Here is a 24,648-nt window from a genome sequence, read left to right as displayed (position 1 = left end):
TAAAAACTCACAAGATAACGTTACTCTTTAACTCGCTCTATGATGGCGCCTAAACCACCAAGTTTCTCTTCTATCGATTCATAACCACGGTCTAAGTGGTAAATTCGATTTACGTGAGTTTCACCTTCTGCAATAAGCCCAGCGATAACCAAGCTTGCTGATGCGCGAAGATCAGTAGCCATCACTGGTGCCCCTTTCAAGCTTGAACTACCTTTGGATACAGCTGAGTTTGCTTCTAATGCGATTTCGGCGCCCATACGCTGTAGCTCTGGCACATGCATAAAGCGGTTTTCAAAAATAGTTTCTGTAATTACGCCTGTACCTTCGGCAACACAGTTTAGGGTGACGAACTGGGCTTGCATATCGGTGGGGAATGCTGGGTGTGGTGCAGTCTTAACGCGAACAGCCTGCGGCTTACGCCCTTCCATATCTAGCTCAATCCAGTCTTCACCTACCGTGATTTTCGCGCCAGCTTGCTCAAGCTTATCGAGTACTGCATCTAACGTGTCAGGGGCCGCATGGGTACAGCGAATTTTACCGCCAGTTACTGCAGCTGCGACTAAGAAAGTACCGGTTTCTATTCGATCAGGCAGTACGGCATAATCGCAACCATTTAAGGTTTCTACACCTTCAATGGTTATTTTATCGCTTCCTGCACCAGTGATTTTTGCGCCCATCTGGATAAGACAATTCGCCAAATCAACAATTTCAGGCTCTCGTGCAGCGTTTTCTAAAATAGTCGTACCATCAGCCAATGCCGCGGCCATAAGTAAGTTTTCGGTAGCACCTACACTCACCATATCCATAAAGATACGGGCGCCTTTTAAACGACCATCAACTTCAGCACGAATATAGCCTTCGTCTACTTCAATCTTTGCGCCCATCTTTTCAAGGCCAGTTAAATGAAGGTTCACTGGGCGTGCGCCTATCGCACAACCACCAGGCAAAGACACGTTCGCTTTACCCTGTTTGGCAAGCAATGGGCCTAACACTAAAATTGAAGCACGCATGGTACGCACTAAATCATAAGACGCGGTCACACTTTCAAGTGTACTTGCATCAATAACAATATCGTTAGGCGCGGGTAACGCTACCTCTACCCCCAATTCACGCAAAAGCGCCGTAGTCGTGTTGATATCACGAAGACGGGGAACATTGGTATAACGACAAGGAGAATCGGTAAGCAAGCTAGTCATCAACAACGGCAATGCCGCGTTTTTGGCACCTGATATACGCACTGTACCGTTAAGCGCAGGGCTCTTTTTAATTACGAGTTTATCCACGAGCAGCGCCTATTATTGAGGAATGTTGAACTGGCGCTCGCGCTCCCAGTCTTTTACTGAAAACGTCTTGATAGTAATCGCATGCATGCTGCCGTCTGCAATTTTATCAGCTAAAGGCGCGTACACCGCTTGCTGACGCTTCACACGACTCATTTCGTTAAATGCATCGCTTACTGCAATGATGTTAAAATGCGAACCTTCGCCCTTTACGTGGACTTCGTGTAGGTCTAACGCATCTTTCAAGATCTTTTCAATTTCAGACAATTCCATAACTTACTTCTTTATTCGCTAACTGGTGTTTATTCTACGGGTAAAAAGCTATTTGCGTTGCTTATTTTCGCAAGCTTCTGTAGCTTTTCAGGCATTTTATAGAGGGTCATGCTAACACCATTTTGCTTTGCATCCCTAACAGCATTAATAAGCCACGCCAAACCGGCACTGTCTGCACGCTCTACATCACTCAAATCGATTTGACATCTTTTCTTAGTAATCAAAGCACTACGTTCGTTACCGTTTAAGCTTTCCCAGAAATTTTTCGACAGTGTTTCACGGTCGAGATGACCGTGAACCACAATATTGCCTTTGTCATTTACCTCGAAAAGGCTCACTCAGCCTCTCCTTCGATTTCGATTGGCTCGCCCTGCTTGAGCTCTACTGGCTTACCAATTTTATCGCGCATTAGCGCAATCACTGAATCGATGCCGTCTTGACGGAGTATTGACTCAAATTCGCTACGCTTGCTGTTTAGCATGCTAATGCCTTCAGCCACCATATCGTAGGCTTTCCATTCATTAGTTTTGCTGTCTTTACGAACCTTAAAAGCAATTTTAATTTCAGGACGGTTGGGATCTTGAACAACCGCGCGTACAGTCACAGACTTCTTATCATCAAAAGACGATTCAGGCTCAAAGATAACTTCTTGGTTGTCGTAGTAGCCCATCGCAACAGCATAGGTTGTTACCAAATACTGACGAAATACACTGATGTACTCGCCCATTTTTTCTTGAGGAACCGATTTAAAATGCTTACCTAGCACCATAAAAGCCGCAAATTTGTAGTCAATGTGCGGCACCAACTCTTCTTCCATAATAGTGCGTAGCATTTCAGGGTCAGCTTTAATTTCAGCCTGATTCGCTTTAATTCGCTTAAATGTGCGGTTAGCCACGTCCTGAACTAGCTCATAGGGGTTTTGCTCATTAACTTCTTGCGCATTGGCTATGCCTGCTACAGACATCATAAAGATGCCAATTGCTACCATAAACTTTTTCAAAATCACTCTCCTAACTTAAAACTCTATTTAGCAGACCTGACAAACAAGCATTTCGTTTCATCAGGCCGCTGGAATTAATTGACGACTAGGTTACATACGTTCAGATGCTATGCCGCGATTAGTCTTCATCGCTGCCGCGGTTAAATAAGAATTGTCCAATAAGGTCTTCTAGCACCAAAGCTGACTTCGTATCTTGTAGGTAATCACCATTTTGAAGATTAGCGACACCGTCAAAAGAGAACCCTGGCTGGAAACCAACATATTGCTCACCCAAAAGGCCAGACGTCAGAATAGACACCGAGCTGGTTTCAGGGAAACCGTTGTATTCATTTAGGATTGATAGTTCAACCACTGGCGTAAAATCTTCTTGGTCTAGCGTAATTGATGATACACGGCCAACTGTTACGCCCCCCACTTTCACCGCTGAACGAGGCTTTAATCCGCCGATATTGTCGAACTTCGCATATAGAGTGTAGGTATCGCCTTCGGTGGCTACCGTTTGGTTTGCAACCTTTAGTGCCAATAACAACAACGCACCAATCGTAAGCATGACAAACACACCAACCATTACTTCCGTTTTATACTTACTCATTCCAATCCCCTACTCGATACCAAACATAAGGGCGGTAAGCACGAAGTCCAGCCCTAATACTGCTAATGATGAATAGACCACCGTTTCGGTAGTCGCTTTACTGATCCCTTCCGATGTAGGAATAGAATCGTAACCCTTAAATATGGCAATCCACGTCACAACCAAGGCAAATACGAGGCTTTTTATCACACCGTTTATGACATCTTGGTTCCAATCAACGGTCGACTGCATGATTGACCAGTAGCTACCTGCATCAACACCCAACCAGTCTACGCCGACCAAATGGCCACCTAAAATACCAATAGCACTGAAAATAATGGCCAGCATAGGCATGGCTAACATTCCCGCCCAAAAACGCGGAGCTACTATGCGCCTTAAAGGATCTACCGCCATCATTTCCAAGCTACTTAACTGCTCAGTGGCTTTCATAAGGCCAATCTCAGCAGTCAACGCAGACCCAGCACGTCCAGCAAACAATAGAGCCGTAACCACCGGCCCGAGTTCTCGTAAAAGAGACAGTGCAACCATGGGACCTAAGCTCCCCTCTGCACCATAATCCACTAAAATAGTGTAGCCTTGAAGTGCCATCACCATGCCAATAAACAGCCCCGACACCATGATGATGAGCAGCGACTGAACACCAACCACATAAAGTTGTTTGATAATCAGTGGAATATTTTTTACTCGAGGGACAGCGACAAGTGCACCAAACAACATCAGCGCGGCTCTACCAATTGTGGTAACTTTCCCTATCGTTTTAGCACCTATTGATTGGAAGAACTTCATTCATCTGCCCCCAAAAAGCTTGTTTTCAAATCAGGTGCAGGGTAATGAAAGGGGACCGGGCCGTCTGCTTTTCCTTTCAAGAACTGCTGAACTAATTCAGAGTCACTCTCTTTAATTTGCTGTGCCGTTCCTTCACCGATAACCCGCTTATCTGCCAAAATGTAGATATAGTCAGCAATGGTCAACACTTCGGTTACATCGTGGGTTACCACTATGCTAGTAAGGCCTAGAGCGTCGTTTAGTTCACGAATTAGCTTCACCAACACGCCCATCGAAATAGGATCTTGGCCGGCAAAGGGTTCGTCGTACATGATTAAATCTGGGTCTAACGCTATCGCTCTTGCAAGTGCGGCCCTGCGCGCCATTCCACCAGACAGTTCACTGGGCATTAACTTAGCAGCACCGCGCAATCCTACTGCCTGTAGCTTTAAAGCGACAATCGTTGCTATCAAGTCTTCTGAAAGGTCAGTATGCTCGCGAAGAGGAAACGCCACATTATCGAACACACTCATATCAGTAAACAGCGCGCCACTTTGGAAAAGCATGCTCATTCTACGACGGGTTTGGTAAAGAGACTTTCTCGACATTGAGACAATCGAATCGCCGTCGAATTTTACGTCGCCTTCATCTGGCGTTAACTGCCCACCAATGAGGCGCAGCAGCGTGGTTTTACCTATACCACTTGGGCCCATTACCGCAGTAATTTTGCCTTTGGGTACCTTAAGCGATATCCCATCATAAATGATGCGATCGGCGCGCTTAAAGGTAAGGTTATCTACTTCAACTAAATGATCCATAGTTACTTAAATGTCGACCCCTGACGCTGGATTGGCTACGTTTTTAACCGCGATTGCAACCCACTTAAAAAATAATAAATAATATGAGTGATATGCATATTCAATTTCTATGCCTTAGCACTCATCTCTCATAAAGTTTACTGAGCAGTTTACTTTTAAGAGCGTGCAATTTCAAAAAAGTTTACTCTTCAGTGTAGTTTTTATGTTTACAGGCTAACATGCTTTTTGGGCCGTGTAATTTGGTGCCATTGTACGCTTTTTCAAGACCCTCGCCAAAGTCAAAAAGTTACAAGTTATGTTCTATTGAGACGAATGATAGGTGTCCCGCGCTGAAGTAATGCCCGTGCCTTCACTAATTCTTACATGTAGTACCAATTCCCATCCTATTTCCTTGTTTATTAAATGAAACTGAACGCCCGTGCATATCAATAAAGCCTCATTCAACGTTTGCTATCGGCAGAAATTTACGGCAATTGCCCTTATTTGATGAAAATAAAGCGTTGCGAGCATAGGCAAATGGCACTCTTTTTGCGACAATCTAGCGAAATACTTTCTATTACAGGTTGTTGTGCTTTTAAACATTGTTATTTTTCTGGTTGGACTGATTGTCTTGAGTTGGAGTGCGGACCGTTTTGTTTATGGTGCTTCAGCGCTAGCAAAGAACATCGGTATCTCTCCTATGATGATCGGCCTAACGATCGTCGCTATGGGCTCCTCGGCACCTGAAATCGTGGTTTCCGCTATTGCCTCTGCCAATGGCAATATGAACACTGCGGTAGGTAATGCACTAGGTTCGAATATAACAAACATCGCACTGGTGTTAGGTATAACCGCGCTTGTAAAGCCGCTTCTTGTTTCATCTACCACCCTAAAACGTGAACTTCCGGCGCTTCTGATCATCTCACTAATAGCTATCGGCTTTATGTTTGACGGAGAATTGAAGTCTTATGAAGGGATCATCTTACTGGGCCTATTTATTTTTGTTCTGGCAATGATGGCTTGGTTGTCACTTCAAGTTGATAAAGAAGACCCGCTTGTTGCTGAAACCGCAGATGAGATCCCTAAGGGCGTTTCAAATACTTCTGCGCTTATCTGGATAGGTGTTGGCCTTGTTGTTCTGCCATTGAGTGCCCACTTTCTAGTAAATTCGGCCGTTGAAATTGCCAGATATATGGGCATTTCTGATTTAGTTATTGGACTGACTATTATTGCCTTTGGCACAAGCCTGCCCGAGCTTGCAGCAAGTGTAGCAGGCGTGCTCAAAGGCGAAGACGATTTAGCACTGGGTAATATCATCGGCTCTAACATTTTCAACCTGCTTGCCGTACTTGGTATGCCTGGGTTAATTGCCCCAGGCCTTCTCGACCCGGATGTTTATAATCGAGATATGTACGTTATGCTCGGCTTAACTTTGCTATTGTTTTTGTTCAGCTTCGATTTAATTGGCAAGCGTACAATTTCAAGAACAAATGGATTTATACTTCTGGCTTGCTTTATCGGCTATCAATTCTGGCTGTTCGGATAATCATGAATACAAAAACTCAGATGAACTATATCGACTCAGCGAAGCGCGTTATTGAAATTGAAACGCGGGCTATTGCTAATCTGGCAGAACGCTTAAACAATGAATTTATCGCTGCCTGTAATATTCTCTTCGCCTGCAAGGGCAAAGTTGTCGTGAGTGGTATGGGAAAGTCTGGGCATATCGGTAATAAAATTGCCGCTACGCTGGCCAGTACAGGAACTCCTGCTTTTTTCATGCATCCAGGCGAAGCCAACCACGGCGACTTGGGCATGTTAAGCAAAGGCGATGTCTTACTCGCCATCTCTAATTCTGGTGAAACTAACGAGTTAGTTAATCTTTTGCCTGTCGTTAAGCGTTTGGGGATACAAGTTGTGGCCATGACTAATAGTGCATCCAGCTCGTTGGGTCAACACGCAGATGTAGTACTTGATATTAGCGTTGAAAAAGAAGCCTGTTCACTAGGTCTTGCCCCTACGTCAAGCACAACAGCCACTTTGGTTATGGGCGACGCCCTTGCGGTGGCGTTACTCGACCAAAAAGGCTTTACGTCAGATGATTTTGCGCTGTCACATCCTGGTGGTAGCTTGGGTAGAAAACTGTTGCTCAAAGTCAGTGATATTATGCTTAGCGGCAGCGACATCCCGCTAGTGAGCCTAAATGCGTCTGTCGCTGACGCGCTTTTAGAAATCTCTAAAAAGGGATTAGGCATGACCGGTGTTTTAGACTCAGATGGTTCGTTGACCGGCGTTTTTACAGACGGTGATTTACGACGAATACTCGATGCACGCATTGATGTGCACGGCGCAACCGTAGAAGATGTGATGACCAAAGGCGGTAAAACCACAACCGCTGAGCAATTGGCTGTTGAAGCCCTCAACTTAATGGAAACTCACAAGATAAGTGCGTTGATGGTCACCGATGACAAGCGCAAACCTGTTGGCGCCTTCAATATGCACATGCTTCTGAAAGCAGGAGTACTTTAAATGACGACGACCTTATATACCGACCTAGACAAAGGGCTTTTTGAAAAGCTAGCACATATTAAGCTGTTGGTGTGTGATGTAGATGGCGTATTTTCTGACGGCCGCATTTACTTAGGCAATGACGGTGAAGAACTTAAAGCATTCCATACCCGTGATGGATATGGCGTAAAAGCGCTAGTAAGCAATGGCGTGAATGTCGCAGTTATCACAGGGCGACGGTCAGCAATTGTAGAAAATAGAATGAAAGCCCTTAACGTTGCGTACATTATTCAAGGCGAGGAAAATAAAGCAGACGCACTGAGTGAACTGATGCAAAGCCTAGAGTTAGCCCCTAATGAAGTTGCAGCGGTAGGTGATGACATGCCTGACACAGGTATGTATCAGCATGTTGCTGTTAAAATTGCAGTGGCCGATGCTCACCCTCACGTCGCCAAACAAGCCAGTTGGATAACTACACTTCCAGGTGGGTTTGGCGCGGTCCGAGAAATATCAGACACTATTTTGCAAGCCAAAGGGGTAGCAAACGAGATTTTTGGAGCGAGTGTATGAGCCTATTTGGCTTCAATCGCTTAGGTCTAAGTATATCGGCGCTATTTATCTTAGCGCTTTTGATGTACATCCCTACGTGGATGGAAGAGCAGCCTGAAACTCAAGGCAGTAGCGAAAATGACGCCTTGAAGCCAGCATATAAGGCTAAAAACCTAACGACTACGTTATACAATCAAGACGGTGAGTTGAACCACAAAGTCTTTGCAGAGTCGATGGAGCACTATGACCAGCTGGGTTTTGTTTTATTTCAACAGCCAAAGTACACCTTGTACACGGAAAACGCTTCATCACCTTGGGTTGTCACGGCACAAGAAGGAACGCTTTATAACAATGAGCTGATTCAACTAGAAAACAGCGTTGTTATTGAAAATCAAACCAGCGATGACTTTGTCAAAAGGTTATCAACTGAATACATACAGATAAATTTAGAAACGAAACAAATGACATCTGATCAACCCGTTGAGATACTGGGTACACAATACCTTATTTTAAGTAATGGGTTTAATGCGAACTTACGCACACAAGAATACGAGCTTTTAGATCATGTACAAACGACTTATTCCCCTAGCAACTAGTTTTATGCTTGCCATCGCTAGTGGTGCGGTGCTTGCCAGTGAAGACGACTTTTCACAACCTATCAAAATAGGGTCGAACACCCAGTTTATTGACGGTAAAAACAAAACTGCGCTTTACAAAGAAGACGTCCTTATCACGCAAGGTTCGCTTGTCATCAAGGCTGATGAGGTCGAAGTTATCGCTACAGACGGTAGCGGACGAGAAATATTTATCGCACGAGGTAAACCTGCTAGCTATTCTCAATCGCTTGAGGACGGTACGCCAGTGTCAGCAAAGGCCAATGAGATACGCTATGAAGTTGTTAATCGTACCATCTCTCTGGCAGGCAGCGCTGAGCTACAGCAGGACACCAGTAAAGTGCAAGGCGACAAGATTACCTTTGATATGATTACCGAGCAATTACTTGCAACCGGTGGAGCGGGTAAAAATGGCGAAGGCCGGGTAACTACGGTATTTACGCCGGAAACTATTCGCAAAACATCGTCAAAGAAAGATAACAAGGACAATGAATAGCAATGGCTACTTTGAGTGCTAAAAACCTTGCTAAAGCCTACAAGTCACGACAGGTTGTTCGCGATGTGAGTCTTTCTGTCTCAACGGGTCAAATAGTCGGCCTTCTTGGGCCTAATGGCGCTGGTAAGACCACTACATTTTATATGATTGTCGGCTTGGTAAACCTAGATAAAGGCAAGATTGAGATTGACGACAACGAACTCACTCACCAACCAATGCACGAGCGTGCACGCCGCGGAATTGGCTACCTTCCACAGGAAGCATCAATTTTTAGAAAGCTTACGGTACATGAAAATATCATGGCTATTTTACAAACCCGTAAAGATTTAAATTCACAGCAGCAAGAAGAAGAAGCTGACGCCCTACTTGATGAATTTAATATCAACCATATACGTAATAGTACAGGGATGAGTTTGTCAGGGGGCGAGCGCCGTCGTGTTGAAATTGCACGCGCTTTGGCCGCAAAACCACAATTTATTTTGTTAGACGAACCATTTGCTGGTGTTGATCCAATATCAGTTAATGATATAAAGAAGATAATACAACATCTTCGGGATAGGGGCATTGGTATCCTTATCACAGACCATAACGTACGCGAAACATTGGATGTTTGCGAGAAAGCGTACATTGTGAGTCATGGCGAGCTTATTGCGCAAGGAACGGCGGAACAGGTTTTAAGTAATCAAAAAGTAAGGGATGTATACCTAGGCGAACAATTCAGGCTATAGTTAGTGTAACCGAATTGTCATTTTTCAGTTTAGCTCTGGTATATTTAATTTAGAGCATTTAAATAAGACGTAGATGAAACCATCTTTACAGCTAAAATTTAGCCAACAACTTACCATGACACCACAGCTTCAGCAGGCAATTAAACTGCTGCAGCTTTCTACGCTTGATCTCCAGCAAGAGATACAAGAAGCACTCGATTCAAATCCACTATTGGAAGTGGAAGAAGGCAGTGACGAGCCACAGCTAGAAAAGAACAATATCGACAACGATGACAGCGGCTCTGAGGCCACTGCTTCTGCGTCTAGTGACACGTTAGAAGCGGGTGATGCATTAGAGAAAAATGACCTTCCCGACGAGCTACCTATCGATAGCACGTGGGATGAATATTACTCAGCTTCATCTGCGCCAGCGCCAGGCCCGTCTAATGACGACGAGCAAATCTTTCAAGGCGAAACCACTGAAGATATTCAAGAACATCTTCTTTGGCAAATGCGCCTTACTCACTTTTCAGACACTGACCGCGCAATTGCCACTGCTATCATCGACTCTATAGACGAATCCGGTTATCTAACCGTTACCCTTGAGGATATTTTAGAAGCAGTAAATGACGACGACTTAGAAGAGCCAATAGAGATGGACGAAATAGAGTGCGTACTTAAACGCATTCAGATGTTTGACCCCATTGGCTCAGGTTCCCGAACGCCTCAAGAATGCCTTATGGTGCAGTTACGTCAGTTTTCAGACGATACACCGTGGCTTGCTGAAGCAAAGCAACTGATTGAAGAGTACTCTGACTTACTGAGCAGCAAAGACTATCGTACGCTTATGCGTAAAAGCCGATTGAAAGAAGATCAGCTACGCGAGGCAATGCGTTTACTGCAAACCTTGAATCCTCGCCCAGGTAGTGCTTTAGTTACTAAAGAGCCTGAGTACGTTATTCCTGATGTCTCAGTAACCAAGAAAAATGGCCGTTGGGTGGTTGAGCTGAACCCCGACAGTCTGCCTAAATTAAGCGTTAATCAACAATACGCTGCAATGAGTCGCCGTGCCAAGAATAGTAGCGATTCACAATTCATCCGCTCACACATGCAAGAGGCTAAGTGGTTCATAAAGAGCCTTGAATCTCGTAACGAAACCTTAATGAAGGTTGCAAACTGCATTGTGCAGCAGCAAATGGGCTTTTTTGAGCACGGCCCGGAAATGATGAAACCAATGGTGCTAAATGATGTCGCAGAAATGGTAGATATGCACGAATCCACTATTTCGCGAGTGACAACGCAAAAGTACATGCATACGCCACGTGGAATCTTCGAATTGAAGTATTTCTTCTCAAGCCACGTTGCAACAGAGTCTGGTGGTGAATGTTCATCTACAGCGATTCGTGCATTGATCAAGAAATTAGTGGCTGCGGAAAATCCTAGTAAGCCGCTAAGTGATAGCAAGATTGCTTCATTGTTGGCCGAACAAGGCATTAAAGTTGCCCGGCGAACAATAGCAAAGTACCGGGAATCGTTGTCGATCCCGCCGTCGAACCAACGCAAAAGCCTTATTTAATCGGGCTTAATAATATAAGGAAGACGAAATATGCAAATCAACCTTACTGGTCATCATGTCGAAATCACCGACTCTTTGCGTAATTATGTCGATACGAAGTTCAGCAAACTTGAACGTCACTTTGATCACATTTCTAATGTGCATGTCATCCTGAACGTTGAAAAATTAAATCAAAAAGCCGAAGCGACCGTTCATTTAAGTGGCGCTGAAGTATTCGCATCCTCAGAAAATACCGACATGTATGCGGCGATTGACAGCATGGTTGATAAACTCGACCGGCAGGTAATCAAGCATAAGGAAAAACTGAAAAAACATTAGTAGTTAATTAAGCATGGATATACAAGCCATCGTAAGTCTGGACCGCACCGAGTGTGCGGTTCAGTGTAATAGTAAAAAGCGAATTCTTGAGATCATCGCTGATATCGCTGCCAAGCAAAACGAAAACATTGACCAGGCAACGGTACTTAATAGCTTAATGGCTCGAGAACGTATGGGTAGTACAGGCATTGGTAATGGCATCGCTCTGCCCCACGGACGCCTGCCGGGCCTTGAGAAAGTGATTGCCATTGTTGTAACCAGCACGCCAGCTATCGACTTTGACGCCCTTGACGAAAAACCCGTAGACATCTTTTTTGCACTGCTTGTTCCCGAGGAACAAACAGAAGGACACCTTCAAACGCTGGCTACCGTGGCGGGTAAACTTAGCGACAAAGAAACGATTAAGGCAATACGTCGCGCAACGACGAGCGACGATATTCTAACTGCATTAAGTTAATCGTTGTGCGCCTAAGTATTGATAGTTAGGTGTGTTATTCGACAACGAGTATGCGATAAAACCAGAGTATTAGGGAGAAATTAGGTGAAGCTGATCATTATCAGTGGTCGTTCGGGTTCTGGTAAGTCTGTCGCACTTCGCGCATTGGAAGATTTAGGTTATTACTGTGTTGATAATATCCCGGTAAACTTACTTCCCACCTTAACCCATACAGTTGTTGACGAATACGATCAGGTAGCGGTAAGTATTGATGTTCGCAATTTGCCTAAGAACCCTGACGACTTGGTCGAAATTCTAGATTACTTACCTTCTTCGTGGTCGATGACTATCGTTTACATTGACGCGAGCGATGATGTACTAGTTAAGCGTTTTAGCGAAACACGTCGTCTTCACCCTCTCGCCAAGCTTAATAAATCGCTTTCAGAAGCCATCAAAGCCGAATCAGCTCTACTTGCGCCTATTGCTGAACGCGCAGATTTATATTTAGATACAGATAAGCTTACCATTCACCAACTGGCAGAGTTAATTCGAGAGCGTATCCTAGGTAAGAAAAGCTCACGCCTTGTGCTTGTTTTTGAGTCGTTTGGCTTTAAGCACGGTATTCCTAAAGATGCGGATTACGTTTTTGATGCCCGCTTTTTACCTAACCCCCACTGGGAGCCCGATCTTAAACATCTGACCGGTTTAGACGCACCGGTGGAGGTATTTTTGGGCTCGCAACCCGTAGTTACGAAGTTTATTTGGCAGATTCAAAACTTAATGACCACATGGCTTCCCCATTTAGAGCGCAATAACAGAAGTTACGTAACCGTAGCGATTGGCTGCACTGGCGGCCAACACCGCTCGGTTTATATCGCACAGACCCTGTCGAAAACCTTCAGTGAAATACACCCTGATGTTCAAATTCGCCATAGAGAGCTGAATCAGTAATGACTATTCAAAAAACGCTAACTATCGTCAATAAGTTAGGGTTGCATGCAAGAGCGGCGACCCAACTGGTTAAACTGGCGAATCAATTCGACGCTAAAATCATCTTAAAAAAAGGCGATAAGGAAGCAGACGCAAGCAGTGTATTGGGATTAATGATGCTTGAAAGCCATCAAGGTGAACAGGTAGATGTAATTGTGGACGGCAGTGATGCTGTTGATGCACTTGCAGCTATTGAAGAACTTATTGAGGGAAGATTTAACGAAGACGAATAGTCTTATTTGCCCAATCCATTGACCAATAAATCAACACTTAGCGCAGTTATCTTAAAATCCTGCGCAAAACCTACGCAATTATCATGACAGACTCATCATAATTGCGATATTCTACGCCCACTTAGGCTCTATGGCCTGCATTGTTCATCTTTTAGCTTGTAGGAATAACGCCTTATGGCAGAAGCGCTTGTTTCTAAATACGTACAAACTCAGTTACGCGCACTCAACGCTGCGTTGACCAACGGTCAATTCGTATCTGTACGTAAGCTTCTGCTTGAATTACCACCTTCAGACGTCGCCCACATTCTTGAATCTAGCCCTAGCAGAACCCGTGACGAATTATGGGAGCTCATTGATGGTGACTTTCACGGCGACATTTTAGAAGAACTTTCTGACGATGTTCGAAACGGTATCATTACAAAGATGCTTCCCGCTAATGTGGTTGACGCACTTGAAGAGATGGATACCGATGACTTAGCAGAGACGCTAAGCAGTCTTCCAGAGCCAGTACTGGCCGATATTCTAGATTCGATGGATGCACAAGATCGCGTGCGCGCAGAGCAAGCGCTGTCTTACGGTGAAGAAACCGCTGGTTTCATCATGAACACCGACACCATCACATTACGCCCTGATGTGACCATTGACGTGGTTTTGCGCTATATCCGTTTAAAAGGCGAGCTGCCAGAGAATACGGATACGTTTTACGTAGTAAATCGAACTGACAACCTTGTTGGTATTGTTCCAGTTACCCGTTTACTCACCGCAGATACCGACGATAGAGTGTCTGACGTTATGGACGAGGAATCTGAAGCGATTCCTGTGAATATGCCCGACGATGAAGTGGCAAGCCTGTTCGAGCGATACAATTGGCTTTCAGCACCTGTTGTAGATGAAAACCATCGCTTAGTGGGGCGAATTACCATTGACGACGTGGTTGACATTATTCGTGAAGACGCCGAGCACTCGATGATGAGTATGGCGGGTCTTGATGACGACGAAGATACCTTTGCTCCGGTTATGCAAAGTACTAAACGCCGCTCCGTGTGGCTGGCCGTTAACTTGGTCACTGCGCTGATGGCTGCTATGGTGAGTGATTTATTTGAAGCAACGCTCAGCCAACTAGCTGTGTTAGCTATTTTAAATACCATCGTGCCGAGTATGGGAGGCGTGGCTGGTAACCAAACGCTGACCCTGGTTATTCGCGGTATGGCACTAGGCCATGTAAATGCCAGTAACTCACGATGGCTTATCAGTAAAGAAATATCCATCGGCTTTTTAAACGGTGCCATTTGGGCGGTGCTTATTGCCTCTGTCATTGCGTTATGGAAACAAGATTACATGCTGGGCGTAATTATTGCCTTTGCCATGATGGTAAACATGATTGCGGCTGCTTTAGCGGGTGCAACCTTACCTATGATCATGAAGCGTCTTAAGATAGACCCTGCGCTAGCTGGCAGTGTTATCTTAACTACGATAACCGATGTAGTGGGTATTTTTGCTTTCTTAGGTACTGCGACGCTGTTTCTAATTTAAGTTAATTTTGAACTCTCATGCCTGATAGGGCATGGGTGAGCTAAACAACACTCATGCAATAAGCGCTTTCGCTATATATCCATTGACGTTCAGCTTGTAACCCACACCCCAGACGGTTTCTACTAGCTGTCCACCATTTTCAATACTGTTGATTTTATCAAGCTTAGTGCGTAACCGATTTATATGGGTATTCACCGTGTGCTCGTAGCCTTCGTGGTTATAGCCCCACACCTCACTGAGCAATTGATTGCGAGAAAAAACTTGGTTTGGATGACGACAAAAATAATCCAGTAGCGCAAACTCCCTAGCCGTTAGCGTTAGCACTTGGCCATTTAAGGTTACGCTATGAAATCGCTGGTCGACTTTAAGGGGTCCTATTTCGATGCGCTCTTCACTACCTTGAGATGGTCTTACATGTTCTTGGCTAGGCATACTCCTACGCATATGGGAGCGAATACGGGCAGTAAACATGCGTGCATCAAATGGCCCTGATAGATAATCATCTACGCCTACTTCATAGTAGTTTGCTTCATCTACCTCTTCGTCGGCCACATCGTCTGCCATCGCGTCACTTTCCACCGCCATCACCCAACTTTCTGGGTTCGTCTCAACAAGGCCTTTTATACGATTAAGGCAGATAATATCTCTATGCGACTCAACAATAATAAGCGAATAATGTTGCGCCTTAAGCAAAGACTCTGCGGATTGAAAATTAGAAACTGCGTCGTAAAGAAAGCTATGCTTACTTAAGCATTGCGATATGTTCTGTTGAAACATATTTCCACTGTAGATGATAAGGATCATATCTCGCTCCTAATTCGCCAATAAAAAACAAGACCAGTGCGTTCGTGGTTTTCTTTCACAGTGATTACAATTTTTTTATAAAAAATATAAATTCAGAATTTATAACAGCACTGTTATTTATTGAGACGAATCTGTGTGCGTTTTGTGAAAGTTCTGTGATGAATTGGACATTTTACTGCCCTAAATTTTTATGCGATTTAAGCCATAAATAAGGACAATAAAATGAAATTCACTAAACTTGCTAGCGCAACGCTTTTGTCGCTAGCAGCAGTATCAGTAAGCCAAGCTGTCACTTTAGACATTGAAATTACCAACCTGACTCAGGCGCAGAGTTTTACGCCGCGCTTAGTCATAGCTCACGATGACACCGTCGATGCCTTTGAAGTTGGGCAACCTGCGTCATCAGCTCTAGCGTGGTTAGCTGAAGCGGGTGTTATTGACGACGAACAAAATGCTGATTCAAGCGGCGCAAACTTTGAAGCGTTACTCGGCCCTGTTGATACCGACAATGGTTCAAATACGTGGCACCGTTTTGGCGGACTTCTCGCGCCGAAAGCTACGTTAAGCTATCCCTTCGATACTATGGACAAGCCATATCTTTCGCTACTTTCCATGCTAATACCTACTAACGACGCTTTTGTTGGTATGGACAGTATTGAAATTCCAACCGAGCCGGGTACCTACACTTATTACCTTAATGCATACGATGCCGGTACTGAGCTTAACGATGAACTAAATAGTGCCCGTACAGATGTTGTTGAAGCTGGAACCGGAAATGCGCTGGGTGGATATGGCGTACCGGGTGTTGCCGGTGGCGGCGCTCCAACTCGTATTGTTGATTTGGGTACAGGTGGCACGGGTGTGGGTGCACAAATCGTTAATGGCGAAATTGAAGATGGTGAAGATGGCCCAGTACACATCCACCGCAATGCGCTTGGTGATACTGATAGCGCCGCTGGTGCAAGTGATCTGGACTCTACCGTACACCGTTGGTTGAACCCAGTAGCACGTATAGTTATTACTGTTCCTGCATCTTAAGGAGCCAATACGATGAATAATCCAATAATTAAACTCAGTACATTATTGATGCTTTCAGCGCTTCTTGCTGCCTGCGGCGACGATGGTGATACAGGCCCTCAAGGACCAGCTGGTCCGCAGGGGGAAGCAGGTACTGACGGACAAGATGGTACGGATGGTCAAGACGGTTCGGACGGACAAGACGGTATTAACGGTAATTCTGCGGTTTATACCGTACAAATTACCAACTTAACCTACTCTCAACCCTTTGCACCTGCCGCTGTCATATTGCATGAGTCAGGCTTCCATTCATTTAATGAAGGCGAGCCAGCCAGCATGGGCATTGAAATAATGGCTGAAGGCGGTGACCCGTCTATGGTCATTACTGAAGCCATGGACTCCACGGACTTTTTGGATGCGCAAAACTCTGGGGGCATATTGGGTCCTCGCTCAATGGGCGCAGAACTAACTCTTGTGGTTCCAGAACTCGATGCTGACGACCTTCGCCTTACGGTAACGACCATGCTGGTCAACACCAACGACGCATTCACCGGCTTAAACGCTGCGAATGTAAGCAACATGGCGGTTGGTGATATAAAAACGTTCATGACAGTGACTTGGGATGCGGGTACAGAAGCAAACACAGAAACCGCTGCTACGATGCCAGGCCCTGCCGCTAGTGCAGCGGGTGGCGGCGGAGAAGCTGCGGGCTATGATGTGGTAAGGGATGATCTTGCCGATGCAGTAAGACTTCACCAAGGTGTAGTCACTAGTGCAAACGCTGACGATCCAAGCCGTGAGGGCCTGTCTACATCGGTACTAACCGAGGCCCATCGTTTTGATTTCCCAACGAGCCGCGTGGTGATAACCCGAACCCGTTAAATGGTCGAACGCAGTACACGTGAAAGCGCCCTATTACACAGGTAATGGGGTGTTTTTACTTTTGTGCGAAGGGGAAACGGAGATAAAACTTAACGGGAATAAGAAAGATAGGCGCTGGCTTTGCTGAGTAGATAAACTTCACAAAACCAGGCTAATACGTTATTTGATAAGCTATTTAATAAGTTACTTAATAAGCTATTTAATAACCTTGAGGGTAGGCTTACCCTTTTTAGGTGGAACAGGTGCGTCCTTCACGTCGCTTGCATCAGCATCTTCCAGCGACGTTGGGCCGCTAGGTTGAGGCGTATCTTCAGACGTATCTGTACGCTCTTGCTGAGCACGGGCCACATCTTCTTCAGTGGCAAATACCGTACCTGCACCATTTTCCCTTGCGTAAATTGCCATTACCGCTTCACAAGGCATGCTTAATCTTCTGGGTTGCCCAGAGAAGCGTGCTTGAAACGATAAGCCATCTAAATCAAGAGAAAAGTTAACACACGCACTAGGCGATACGTTTAAGACGATTTGACCATCTTTCACGAACTCCTGAGGGACTTCAACCAACTCGTTGGTTGCATCTACCACAATGTACGGCGTTAAATCGTTATCAACAATCCACTCATAAAAAGCCCTAAGCAAATAGGGCTGGTTTGACGTCATAGATGTCATAGCGGGTTGTGGATCTCACGCTCTTGGTCAGTCAAAGACGCTTTAAATGAGCTACGAGAGAAAATACGGTTCATGTAAGCGTTAATTTCTTTGCTGCCAGCGCCGTTTAGTTCGATACCTAGTGCAGGTAAACGCCATAATAACGGAGCAAGGTAGCAATCCACTAAGCTGAACTCTTCACTCATGAAGTAAGGCATTTCACCAAATACAGGCGCTAGTGATAGCAATGCTTCACGTAGCTCGTTACGCGCTGCTTCTACGTCGCCTTCGCCACGGAAAATACGGGCAGCAAGCGAGTACCAGTCTTGCTCGATGCGGTGCATCATAAGACGGCTTTGACCACGTGATACTGGGTAAACCGGCATAAGTGGTGGATGAGGGAAACGCTCATCAAGGTATTCCATGATGATGTGCGACTTGTAAAGTACAAGTTCGCGATCAACTAGAGTTGGAACAGTACCGTAAGGGTTAAGCTCCAACAGATCTTCAGACAAGTTGCTAGGATCTGTATAGCTGATTTCAACACCCACACCTTTTTCTGCCAACACAATACGCACCTGGTGGCTATAAATATCAATTGTGTCAGAGAACAACGTCATAATAGAACGTTTATTCGCGGCTACGGCCATTCAATTTCCTCCGTCGAGAAACAAGTTTACGCTTACAAACGGTAAGCTTATTACGTTAACTCGTGCTACCTGAAGAGCCTATTGGGAAGGGTTTTCAGGTAGCACGAGTAAATACCAAAAAAAGGGGGCGAGAAGCCCCCTTTTCATATTATACATAAATCTGCGCGATTAGTGCACTTCTCGCCAGTATTCTTTCTTCAGTAAGTAAACAAATACAAACAATACTGCGATAAAGATAAGTACCCACTTACCGATTTTGTGAGATTCAAGTTTAGAAGGCTCACCTGTGTACTCTAGGAAATTCACGATATCGGCAACGGCTTGGTCGTACTCGTCAGGAGACATTGCGCCAGTACCATCTGACTTAATGCCTACATAACGCTTAACCATTTCGCCATCAACCATTTGCTCTTCATAAGTACGTGTTGGCGTACCTTGAAGTGGTTGAAGTACGTGTGGCATACCTACTTCTGGGAATACTGTGTTGTTCACACCAAATGGGCGGCTTTCGTCAACATAGAAAGATCGCAGGTAAGTGTAAATCCAGTCTTCGCCACGAACACGAGCCACTAGCGTTAAGTCTGGTGGAGCAGCACCGAACCAGCCAGCAGCGGCTTCTTCTGGCATTGCACGAGTGATGTAGTCAGACACTTTTTCACCCGTGAACTGCAGGTATTCTTGACCTAGTTCGTCAGGAATACCCAAGTCTTGGAATGAACGCTGATAGCGCTGATACTTCATTGAGTGACAGCCTAAGCAGTAGTTCATGAACAATTGTGCACCGCGTTGTAAAGACGCCTTATCGGTTAAATCGATAGGGGCTTTATCTAGGTGTACGTTCCCGCCTGCCGCAAGCGCTACGCCAGGTAGGAAGAAGGCTAAAAAGCACATCATTTTTTTCATTTAGAAATCCTCTCTGGCACAGGTTTAGTGTTTTCGTTTTTGCTGTACAAGAACAGTGCTAGGAAGAAACCGAAGTACATTACCGTTGCAACTTGCGATGCAATGATTTTCCAGTTTTCTTGTGGTGTACCACCTAAGTAACCTAGGAAGATAAACACAATTGCAAACACGATAAGATTTACTTTGTGTAGGCCACAACGATAGCGCCATGATTTAACGCGACCACGGTCAACCCAAGGCAGAGCAAATAGCGCAGCAATAGCACCAAACATGGCAAGTACACCGAACAGCTTATCAGGTACCGCTTTCAAAATGGCGTAGAACGGCGTGAAGTACCAAACAGGGAAAATGTGCGCAGGAGTCTTCAGCGGGTTAGCAATTTCAAAGTTAGGGTGTTCCAGGAACTTACCACCCATTTCAGGGGCAAAGAACAGCACATAAGTGAATAGTGCTAAGAACACGCAGAACGCCACAAGGTCTTTAAGAACAATGTGCGGGAAGAACGGTAACACGTCATCAGCAATGTCGTACTTGCTTGTGTAGTACTCGTGAATTTCATACTTCGTCTTTTCAGACTCAGGCAGTGAGCCTTTCTTGTGCTTAATCGCAATACCGTCTGGGTTGTTAGAGCCCACTTCGTGAAGAGCGATGATGTGAAGGAACACAAGAATAACGATAACCAGAGGCAGCGCAATTACGTGAAGTGCGAAGAAACGGTTAAGCGTAGCGCCAGAGATAACGTAGTCACCTTGTAGCCAGATAACAAGGTCAGGACCAACAACAGGAATAGCACCGAATAGTGATACGATTACCTGCGCACCCCAGTAAGACATTTGTCCCCAAGGTAGAACGTAACCCATGAAAGCTTCTGCCATAAGCGCTAGGTAAATAAACATACCAAACACCCATAGAAGCTCACGAGGCTTCTGGTAAGAGCCGTAAATCATGCCACGGAACATGTGTAGATATACCACAATAAAGAACGCCGATGCGCCAGTACTGTGCATGTAACGGATGATCCAACCGTAGTCGATCTCACGCATGATGTATTCAACAGAAGCAAATGCGCCTTCTGAAGATGGAACGAAGTTCATGGTCAACCAAATACCAGTAACAATCTGGTTAACCAAAACAATAGTTGCTAGAAAACCGAACACATACCAGAAGTTCATGTTCTTTGGAGCAGGATATTGAAGAGCGTGCATATTCGCAACGCGCATCATTGGGATGCGCTCTTCAATCCAACCTAGGAAAGCATTCATATTACACGGCCTCCGCTTCTGAACCGATGATGATGTTATTGTCATCAACGAATTGATATGGCGGTACAACCAGGTTCAACGGTGCAGGAACGTTTTGGAATACACGTCCAGCCATGTCGAATTTCGAACCGTGGCACGGGCAGAAGAATCCATCTGGAACGCCTTCAACCACTTCTTCAAATGCACCGTCTTTAAGATGCTGTGGAGAACAACCCAGGTGAGTACAGATACCAACAAGGATAAGGTACTCTTCCTTCATTGAACGGAAACGGTTTTGAGCAAAGGCAGGCTGCTGCTCAGCTTCAGAGTTAGGATCTTTCAGCTTATCTTCGTGCGTGCCTAGTTCTTCAAGAATTTCAGGCGTACGACGTACAATCCACACAGGCTTGCTTCGCCACATCACACGTACTAACTGTCCAGGCTCAATCCCGCTGATATCTACTTCAACGTCAGCACCGGCGGCTTTCGCTTTGGCGCTTGGATTCCAGGACGCAATAAAAGGCACAGCAGCACCAACGACACCTACACCACCAACTACCGACGTGGCAACGGTCAAGAACCGACGACGATTGTTGTTTTCTGGCTGGTTTTCATTGTGTGCAGACTCTGTTGCATCTACAGATACATTGCTCATCCACATTTCTCCAGGTTTGGATAATTATGATGTGTAACCCAAGCTTATACTGGTTTTATCACGCTTGCGTCATGCATCATATGGCTTGTCATGACAGCGACATAACAGCAAAAATTTACTGATTTACGAAGTCACGAAAGTTTTCAAAATTTTCGACCGCAAATGATAAAAGAAAAGCCCTTATAAACACAAGGTTTTACTGATATTTAAGCGATAAATTAATTCAAAAGGTGTGTTTAGGTTTACTGAGGGAAAGGCCTGAAATCAAGGTTTCGAAGAATATTTGGTTAGATAACTCCAGAAAATTAAACCTTTGTTATGAATTGTAGAGGCTTGAAGACTCTACTGAATGTGGCACGCAAACAACTTGTGATAGAAAAAAGAGCAAAAAAACCCGGCATAAGCCGGGTTTTTGCAAATACAAAAAACGTAAAAATTAACGCTTTGAGAATTGTGGACGCTTACGCGCTTTGTGTAGACCAACTTTCTTACGTTCAACGCGACGTGCGTCACGAGTAACGAAGCCAGCTTTACGAAGTGCTGGACGTAGTGCCTCATCATACTCCATAAGAGCACGAGTAAGACCGTGACGGATTGCACCCGCTTGACCGTTAGAACCACCACCTTTAACAGTGATGTATACGTCAAACTTTTCAGTCATTTCAACAAGTTCAAGTGGCTGACGAACAACCATGCACTCTGTTTCACGACCAAAGTACTCGTCAAGAGCGCGTTGGTTTACTTTAATGCTACCTGTGCCTGGACGTAGGAACACACGAGCAGTAGAACTTTTGCGGCGGCCTGTGCCGTAGTATTGAGTATCTGCCATGTTAATAGCTCCTTAAATGTCCAAAACTTGTGGTTGCTGTGCGGTGTGCTTGTGCTCTGCACCTGCGTAAACTTTCATTTTACGGAACATTGCGCGACCTAGAGGGCCTTTTGGCAACATGCCTTTAACTGCTTTTTCAATAACCATTTCTGGCTTGTGAGCAATTAGTTTTTCAAAGTTTGTCTCTTTAAGACCACCTGGGTAACCAGAGTGCGCATAGTACATTTTGTCTTGCGCTTTACGGCCTGTTACCGCAACTTTCTCAGCATTGATTACTACGATGTAATCACCAGTGTCCACGTGAGGTGTGTACTCTGGCTTGTGCTTACCACGAAGGCGTAGTGCGATTTCAGAAGCCAAACGGCCTAGAGTTTTGTCTGTGGCGTCTACCACATACCAGTCACGTTGAACCGTTTCTGGCTTAGCAACAAAAGTTTTCATTTTCAAATTCACCCGAATAATATCGTCGTTACTGATTTCTGAACACCAGAAATCACCTTAAAATCAACACAATGACCCCTTCGAGCCGGCTGATTCTTCCACCTTCCCAAAGGTGGGCGTAACTGGGCAGGGCGCGAATTATACAGGAATTGAAGGAAATGCGAACCCCTAAGCACAAAAAATATGGATAAAATTCCATCATCTGCCGATGACACAGAAACAGATTTAAGGTAACGTCAAACTGTTGTGTTCGGAACCAATATAAAAACAAATGAAAATGTCTCGCTTCGTAGCTTCAATGATGATGCTACACACGCTACTTTTGTCCAGTGTAAATGCTGAGGAGTTAGTATATACACGTGCGTTTGCCGATGATGATTATGGAAGTTATCACGTAGCTGTGCTCAATGCCGTATTTAAGGCAACAAAGGAATATGGCGATATAACCCTTGTCCCTCATCCTCAGCCCATGACGCAAAGTCGTCAGATGCTATCCCTATTAAAGGGAGAAGCAGACGTACTGTGGAGCGTAACGAACCAGACTCGAGAACAAAAGCTCATTCCTATTAAGCTTCCTTTACTCAAAGGATTTGCTGGATTCAGAGTGCTTGTTATTAACCCATCCCGGCAAAGCGAACTCACCGAAGATGCCGATAGCCGAACCTTGAAAAACCTTACAATGGTTCAAGGCACTGATTGGCCAGATATGGATGTCTTAACGGCTAATGGGTACAGAGTTGAAGGAGAAGATTGGAGTTCGTGGTTTGGCTCAATGTATTCAATGGTCTCTCGCAACCTTGTCGACGCCTTTCCCCGCAATATTATCGAAGTACACCGCGATTTAGAACGCCACAAAGATAAGCATGTCTCTTTAGAGCAGTTCCACCTATTAAAATACCCCAACTATGAGTACTTTTTTGTTAGCCCAGATAACCCTGCCCTCGCGAATAGATTGAGATTAGGTCTTATCAGGATTCTAGACGATGGAGAACTCGAACGTATCTTCAATAGCTTCGAAGGGCACAGAAAAGCAGAAATGCTTGCCGATGCTGAAAGTAGAAAAATTCACAAGCTCGGCAACCCAACAATACCTTATAAACTAGATTACGCGCGTTGGGATAAATACAAAGATATAGCAATACGCGCGCTCGAAAAAGAGATGTCAGAGTAAAACACTAAGCACTTAAGGTTTTCTTAAGGTCTCTCGTTTAGTGTTTTGATTTGTTTTTTATCAATGAGTTTTTTATGCGTGTACTGCTTGTAGAGGACGATAGGCCGTTGTCTGACGCCCTCGCCCTTTCACTAAAGAATGCCAACTTCACGGTAGACTGTGTTTATTCAGGCGCAGATGCCCTTGCAACGCTTCGAGCGGGCCAAAGTGACATTGTCATTCTTGACTTGGGTTTACCCGACACAGATGGCCTCGACGTACTAAAATCTATTCGAAAGAAAAACGCAACGCTTCCTGTTTTGATCTTAACTGCACGGGACAAAACGCTAGACAAAATCTCTGGCTTAGATGCAGGCGCCGACGATTACTTACCTAAACCGTTTGAAATAGAAGAACTGTTAGCTAGGATTAGAGTACTTGAGCGTCGTCTGAGCACAGCATCTCACACCATTGTTAGTGTTAAGAATGTCAGCCTTGATACTGCCCATCATACGCTTACTATCGACAATCAAAACGTTCACTTACCTCGACGTGAACTCATGCTACTAAAAGCGCTTATTGAAAACGCAGGGCGCATACTGAGTAAAGATCAGCTGGAAAATAAACTTTATGAGTGGGGAGAGGAAGTGGCAAGCAACACAATAGAAGTACACGTGAGTAATTTGCGTAAAAAAATGCCTCCTGAGTTTATTAAGACTATTCGAGGCGTCGGTTATTGCATTTCAAAATCGGGGGAGTGA

31 protein-coding genes are annotated in these 24,648 nt (G+C 44.9%); 16 read left to right on the top strand and 15 right to left on the bottom strand.

Annotated features, from left to right (window positions below; translation table 11 throughout):
• Positions 1-20: 20 nt before the first annotated feature.
• The 7 genes from murA to mlaF all read right to left on the bottom strand — a co-directional run bounded on the left by murA (position 21) and on the right by mlaF (position 4,728).
• Positions 21-1,283 carry a UDP-N-acetylglucosamine 1-carboxyvinyltransferase gene (gene murA / locus ACX5KA_RS14880; RefSeq protein ID WP_039219595.1) on the bottom strand — a complete coding sequence of 421 codons (1,263 nt, stop codon included), beginning with the start codon at positions 1,281-1,283 and terminating at the stop codon, positions 21-23.
• Between the two features lie 12 nt (positions 1,284-1,295).
• Positions 1,296-1,553, bottom strand: a complete 258-nt coding sequence (locus ACX5KA_RS14875) for a BolA family protein (RefSeq protein WP_012517351.1) — start codon at positions 1,551-1,553, stop codon at positions 1,296-1,298.
• A gap of 29 nt (positions 1,554-1,582) precedes the next feature.
• The gene (locus ACX5KA_RS14870; RefSeq protein WP_039219608.1) at positions 1,583-1,891 is read right to left on the bottom strand and encodes an STAS domain-containing protein; all 309 of its coding nucleotides are present in this window, start codon (positions 1,889-1,891) and stop codon (positions 1,583-1,585) included.
• Positions 1,888-2,553 (bottom strand): MlaC/ttg2D family ABC transporter substrate-binding protein, encoded by a 666-nt coding sequence (locus ACX5KA_RS14865; protein ID WP_458731523.1) that lies wholly within the window; start codon positions 2,551-2,553, stop codon positions 1,888-1,890. Before ACX5KA_RS14865 ends, ACX5KA_RS14870 begins: the two co-directional genes overlap by 4 nt.
• A 118-nt stretch (positions 2,554-2,671) precedes the next feature.
• Complete coding sequence (gene mlaD, locus ACX5KA_RS14860; RefSeq protein ID WP_014948351.1) at positions 2,672-3,145, bottom strand: outer membrane lipid asymmetry maintenance protein MlaD; 474 nt, start codon at positions 3,143-3,145, stop codon at positions 2,672-2,674.
• 9 nt (positions 3,146-3,154) lie between these two features.
• Entirely contained in the window at positions 3,155-3,931 is a 777-nt protein-coding gene (mlaE, locus tag ACX5KA_RS14855) for a lipid asymmetry maintenance ABC transporter permease subunit MlaE (RefSeq protein ID WP_333971683.1), read from the bottom strand.
• Complete coding sequence (mlaF, locus tag ACX5KA_RS14850; protein ID WP_039219621.1) at positions 3,928-4,728, bottom strand: phospholipid ABC transporter ATP-binding protein MlaF; 801 nt, start codon at positions 4,726-4,728, stop codon at positions 3,928-3,930. Before mlaF ends, mlaE begins: the two co-directional genes overlap by 4 nt.
• Positions 4,729-5,296: 568 nt before the next feature.
• Here mlaF and ACX5KA_RS14845 point away from each other — a divergent pair.
• The 12 genes from ACX5KA_RS14845 (at position 5,297) to mgtE (ending at position 14,667) form a co-directional block, all read left to right on the top strand.
• Positions 5,297-6,253 carry a calcium/sodium antiporter gene (locus tag ACX5KA_RS14845; RefSeq protein ID WP_039219624.1) on the top strand — a complete coding sequence of 319 codons (957 nt, stop codon included), beginning with the start codon at positions 5,297-5,299 and terminating at the stop codon, positions 6,251-6,253.
• A 2-nt stretch (positions 6,254-6,255) separates the two neighbouring features.
• Complete coding sequence (locus ACX5KA_RS14840) at positions 6,256-7,236, top strand: KpsF/GutQ family sugar-phosphate isomerase (protein ID WP_458731522.1); 981 nt, start codon at positions 6,256-6,258, stop codon at positions 7,234-7,236.
• Positions 7,237-7,785 carry a 3-deoxy-manno-octulosonate-8-phosphatase KdsC gene (kdsC, locus tag ACX5KA_RS14835; RefSeq protein WP_458731521.1) on the top strand — a complete coding sequence of 183 codons (549 nt, stop codon included), beginning with the start codon at positions 7,237-7,239 and terminating at the stop codon, positions 7,783-7,785. It abuts the gene before it with no gap.
• Complete coding sequence (gene lptC, locus ACX5KA_RS14830; RefSeq protein WP_039219635.1) at positions 7,782-8,360, top strand: LPS export ABC transporter periplasmic protein LptC; 579 nt, start codon at positions 7,782-7,784, stop codon at positions 8,358-8,360. Before kdsC ends, lptC begins: the two co-directional genes overlap by 4 nt.
• Positions 8,329-8,874 carry a lipopolysaccharide transport periplasmic protein LptA gene (lptA, locus tag ACX5KA_RS14825; protein ID WP_039219637.1) on the top strand — a complete coding sequence of 182 codons (546 nt, stop codon included), beginning with the start codon at positions 8,329-8,331 and terminating at the stop codon, positions 8,872-8,874. The genes lptC and lptA overlap by 32 nt, the downstream gene beginning before the upstream one ends.
• Before the next feature lie 2 nt (positions 8,875-8,876).
• Positions 8,877-9,602 carry an LPS export ABC transporter ATP-binding protein gene (gene lptB, locus ACX5KA_RS14820; RefSeq protein WP_014948343.1) on the top strand — a complete coding sequence of 242 codons (726 nt, stop codon included), beginning with the start codon at positions 8,877-8,879 and terminating at the stop codon, positions 9,600-9,602.
• 73 nt (positions 9,603-9,675) lie between these two features.
• Positions 9,676-11,157, top strand: a complete 1,482-nt coding sequence (locus ACX5KA_RS14815) for an RNA polymerase factor sigma-54 (protein ID WP_458731520.1) — start codon at positions 9,676-9,678, stop codon at positions 11,155-11,157.
• Positions 11,158-11,187: 30 nt separating this feature from the next.
• Positions 11,188-11,475 (top strand): ribosome hibernation promoting factor, encoded by a 288-nt coding sequence (gene hpf, locus ACX5KA_RS14810; protein WP_012517338.1) that lies wholly within the window; start codon positions 11,188-11,190, stop codon positions 11,473-11,475.
• Between the two features lie 13 nt (positions 11,476-11,488).
• A complete protein-coding gene (gene ptsN, locus ACX5KA_RS14805) occupies positions 11,489-11,932 on the top strand; it encodes a PTS IIA-like nitrogen regulatory protein PtsN (RefSeq protein WP_039219648.1) in 444 nt (147 codons plus the stop codon).
• 84 nt (positions 11,933-12,016) lie between these two features.
• Entirely contained in the window at positions 12,017-12,862 is an 846-nt protein-coding gene (gene rapZ, locus ACX5KA_RS14800) for an RNase adapter RapZ (RefSeq protein ID WP_039219650.1), read from the top strand.
• Positions 12,862-13,134 (top strand): HPr family phosphocarrier protein, encoded by a 273-nt coding sequence (locus tag ACX5KA_RS14795; RefSeq protein WP_014948339.1) that lies wholly within the window; start codon positions 12,862-12,864, stop codon positions 13,132-13,134. Before rapZ ends, ACX5KA_RS14795 begins: the two co-directional genes overlap by 1 nt.
• Before the next feature lie 174 nt (positions 13,135-13,308).
• A complete protein-coding gene (gene mgtE, locus ACX5KA_RS14790) occupies positions 13,309-14,667 on the top strand; it encodes a magnesium transporter (RefSeq protein WP_039219653.1) in 1,359 nt (452 codons plus the stop codon).
• Between the two features lie 51 nt (positions 14,668-14,718).
• On the opposite strand, the gene ACX5KA_RS14785 is transcribed toward mgtE, so the two are convergent.
• Positions 14,719-15,471 carry a response regulator transcription factor gene (locus ACX5KA_RS14785; RefSeq protein ID WP_039219654.1) on the bottom strand — a complete coding sequence of 251 codons (753 nt, stop codon included), beginning with the start codon at positions 15,469-15,471 and terminating at the stop codon, positions 14,719-14,721.
• Positions 15,472-15,693: 222 nt separating this feature from the next.
• Here ACX5KA_RS14785 and ACX5KA_RS14780 point away from each other — a divergent pair, with 222 nt between their 5' ends.
• Both ACX5KA_RS14780 and ACX5KA_RS14775 read left to right on the top strand, forming a co-directional pair.
• Positions 15,694-16,509: a spondin domain-containing protein gene (locus tag ACX5KA_RS14780; protein ID WP_110288463.1), complete on the top strand. Its 816-nt coding sequence runs from the start codon at positions 15,694-15,696 to the stop codon at positions 16,507-16,509.
• Positions 16,510-16,521: 12 nt separating this feature from the next.
• Positions 16,522-17,370, top strand: coding sequence for a spondin domain-containing protein (locus ACX5KA_RS14775; RefSeq protein WP_039224559.1), 849 nt, complete (start codon positions 16,522-16,524; stop codon positions 17,368-17,370).
• A 195-nt stretch (positions 17,371-17,565) separates the two neighbouring features.
• Here ACX5KA_RS14775 and ACX5KA_RS14770 read toward each other — a convergent pair whose 3' ends face one another.
• The 7 genes from ACX5KA_RS14770 to rplM all read right to left on the bottom strand — a co-directional run bounded on the left by ACX5KA_RS14770 (position 17,566) and on the right by rplM (position 22,737).
• The gene (locus ACX5KA_RS14770; protein ID WP_014997382.1) at positions 17,566-18,039 is read right to left on the bottom strand and encodes a ClpXP protease specificity-enhancing factor; all 474 of its coding nucleotides are present in this window, start codon (positions 18,037-18,039) and stop codon (positions 17,566-17,568) included.
• On the bottom strand, positions 18,036-18,668 hold the full coding sequence (sspA, locus tag ACX5KA_RS14765) for a stringent starvation protein SspA (RefSeq protein WP_012517332.1): 633 nt from the start codon (positions 18,666-18,668) through the stop codon (positions 18,036-18,038). Before sspA ends, ACX5KA_RS14770 begins: the two co-directional genes overlap by 4 nt.
• Before the next feature lie 168 nt (positions 18,669-18,836).
• Positions 18,837-19,571, bottom strand: a complete 735-nt coding sequence (locus tag ACX5KA_RS14760) for a cytochrome c1 (RefSeq protein WP_014948333.1) — start codon at positions 19,569-19,571, stop codon at positions 18,837-18,839.
• On the bottom strand, positions 19,568-20,833 hold the full coding sequence (locus ACX5KA_RS14755; protein ID WP_458731519.1) for a cytochrome b: 1,266 nt from the start codon (positions 20,831-20,833) through the stop codon (positions 19,568-19,570). Before ACX5KA_RS14755 ends, ACX5KA_RS14760 begins: the two co-directional genes overlap by 4 nt.
• A 1-nt stretch (position 20,834) precedes the next feature.
• Entirely contained in the window at positions 20,835-21,467 is a 633-nt protein-coding gene (gene petA / locus ACX5KA_RS14750; RefSeq protein WP_458731518.1) for a ubiquinol-cytochrome c reductase iron-sulfur subunit, read from the bottom strand.
• Positions 21,468-21,903: 436 nt separating this feature from the next.
• Positions 21,904-22,296 (bottom strand): 30S ribosomal protein S9, encoded by a 393-nt coding sequence (gene rpsI, locus ACX5KA_RS14745; RefSeq protein WP_014948330.1) that lies wholly within the window; start codon positions 22,294-22,296, stop codon positions 21,904-21,906.
• Positions 22,297-22,308: 12 nt separating this feature from the next.
• Positions 22,309-22,737, bottom strand: coding sequence for a 50S ribosomal protein L13 (gene rplM / locus ACX5KA_RS14740; protein WP_014948329.1), 429 nt, complete (start codon positions 22,735-22,737; stop codon positions 22,309-22,311).
• A 271-nt stretch (positions 22,738-23,008) separates the two neighbouring features.
• On the opposite strand from rplM, the gene ACX5KA_RS14735 reads away from it, so the two are divergent.
• Together ACX5KA_RS14735 and ACX5KA_RS14730 are read left to right on the top strand one after the other, a co-directional pair.
• Entirely contained in the window at positions 23,009-23,908 is a 900-nt protein-coding gene (locus tag ACX5KA_RS14735; RefSeq protein WP_015066272.1) for an ABC transporter substrate-binding protein, read from the top strand.
• A 74-nt stretch (positions 23,909-23,982) separates the two neighbouring features.
• The gene (locus ACX5KA_RS14730) at positions 23,983-24,648 is read left to right on the top strand and encodes a response regulator (RefSeq protein WP_014975721.1); all 666 of its coding nucleotides are present in this window, start codon (positions 23,983-23,985) and stop codon (positions 24,646-24,648) included.

This window comes from Alteromonas alvinellae, from assembly GCF_902705805.1.
Note: the sequence above shows the minus strand (reverse complement) of the source record. Positions and strands in the feature narration are given on the sequence as shown.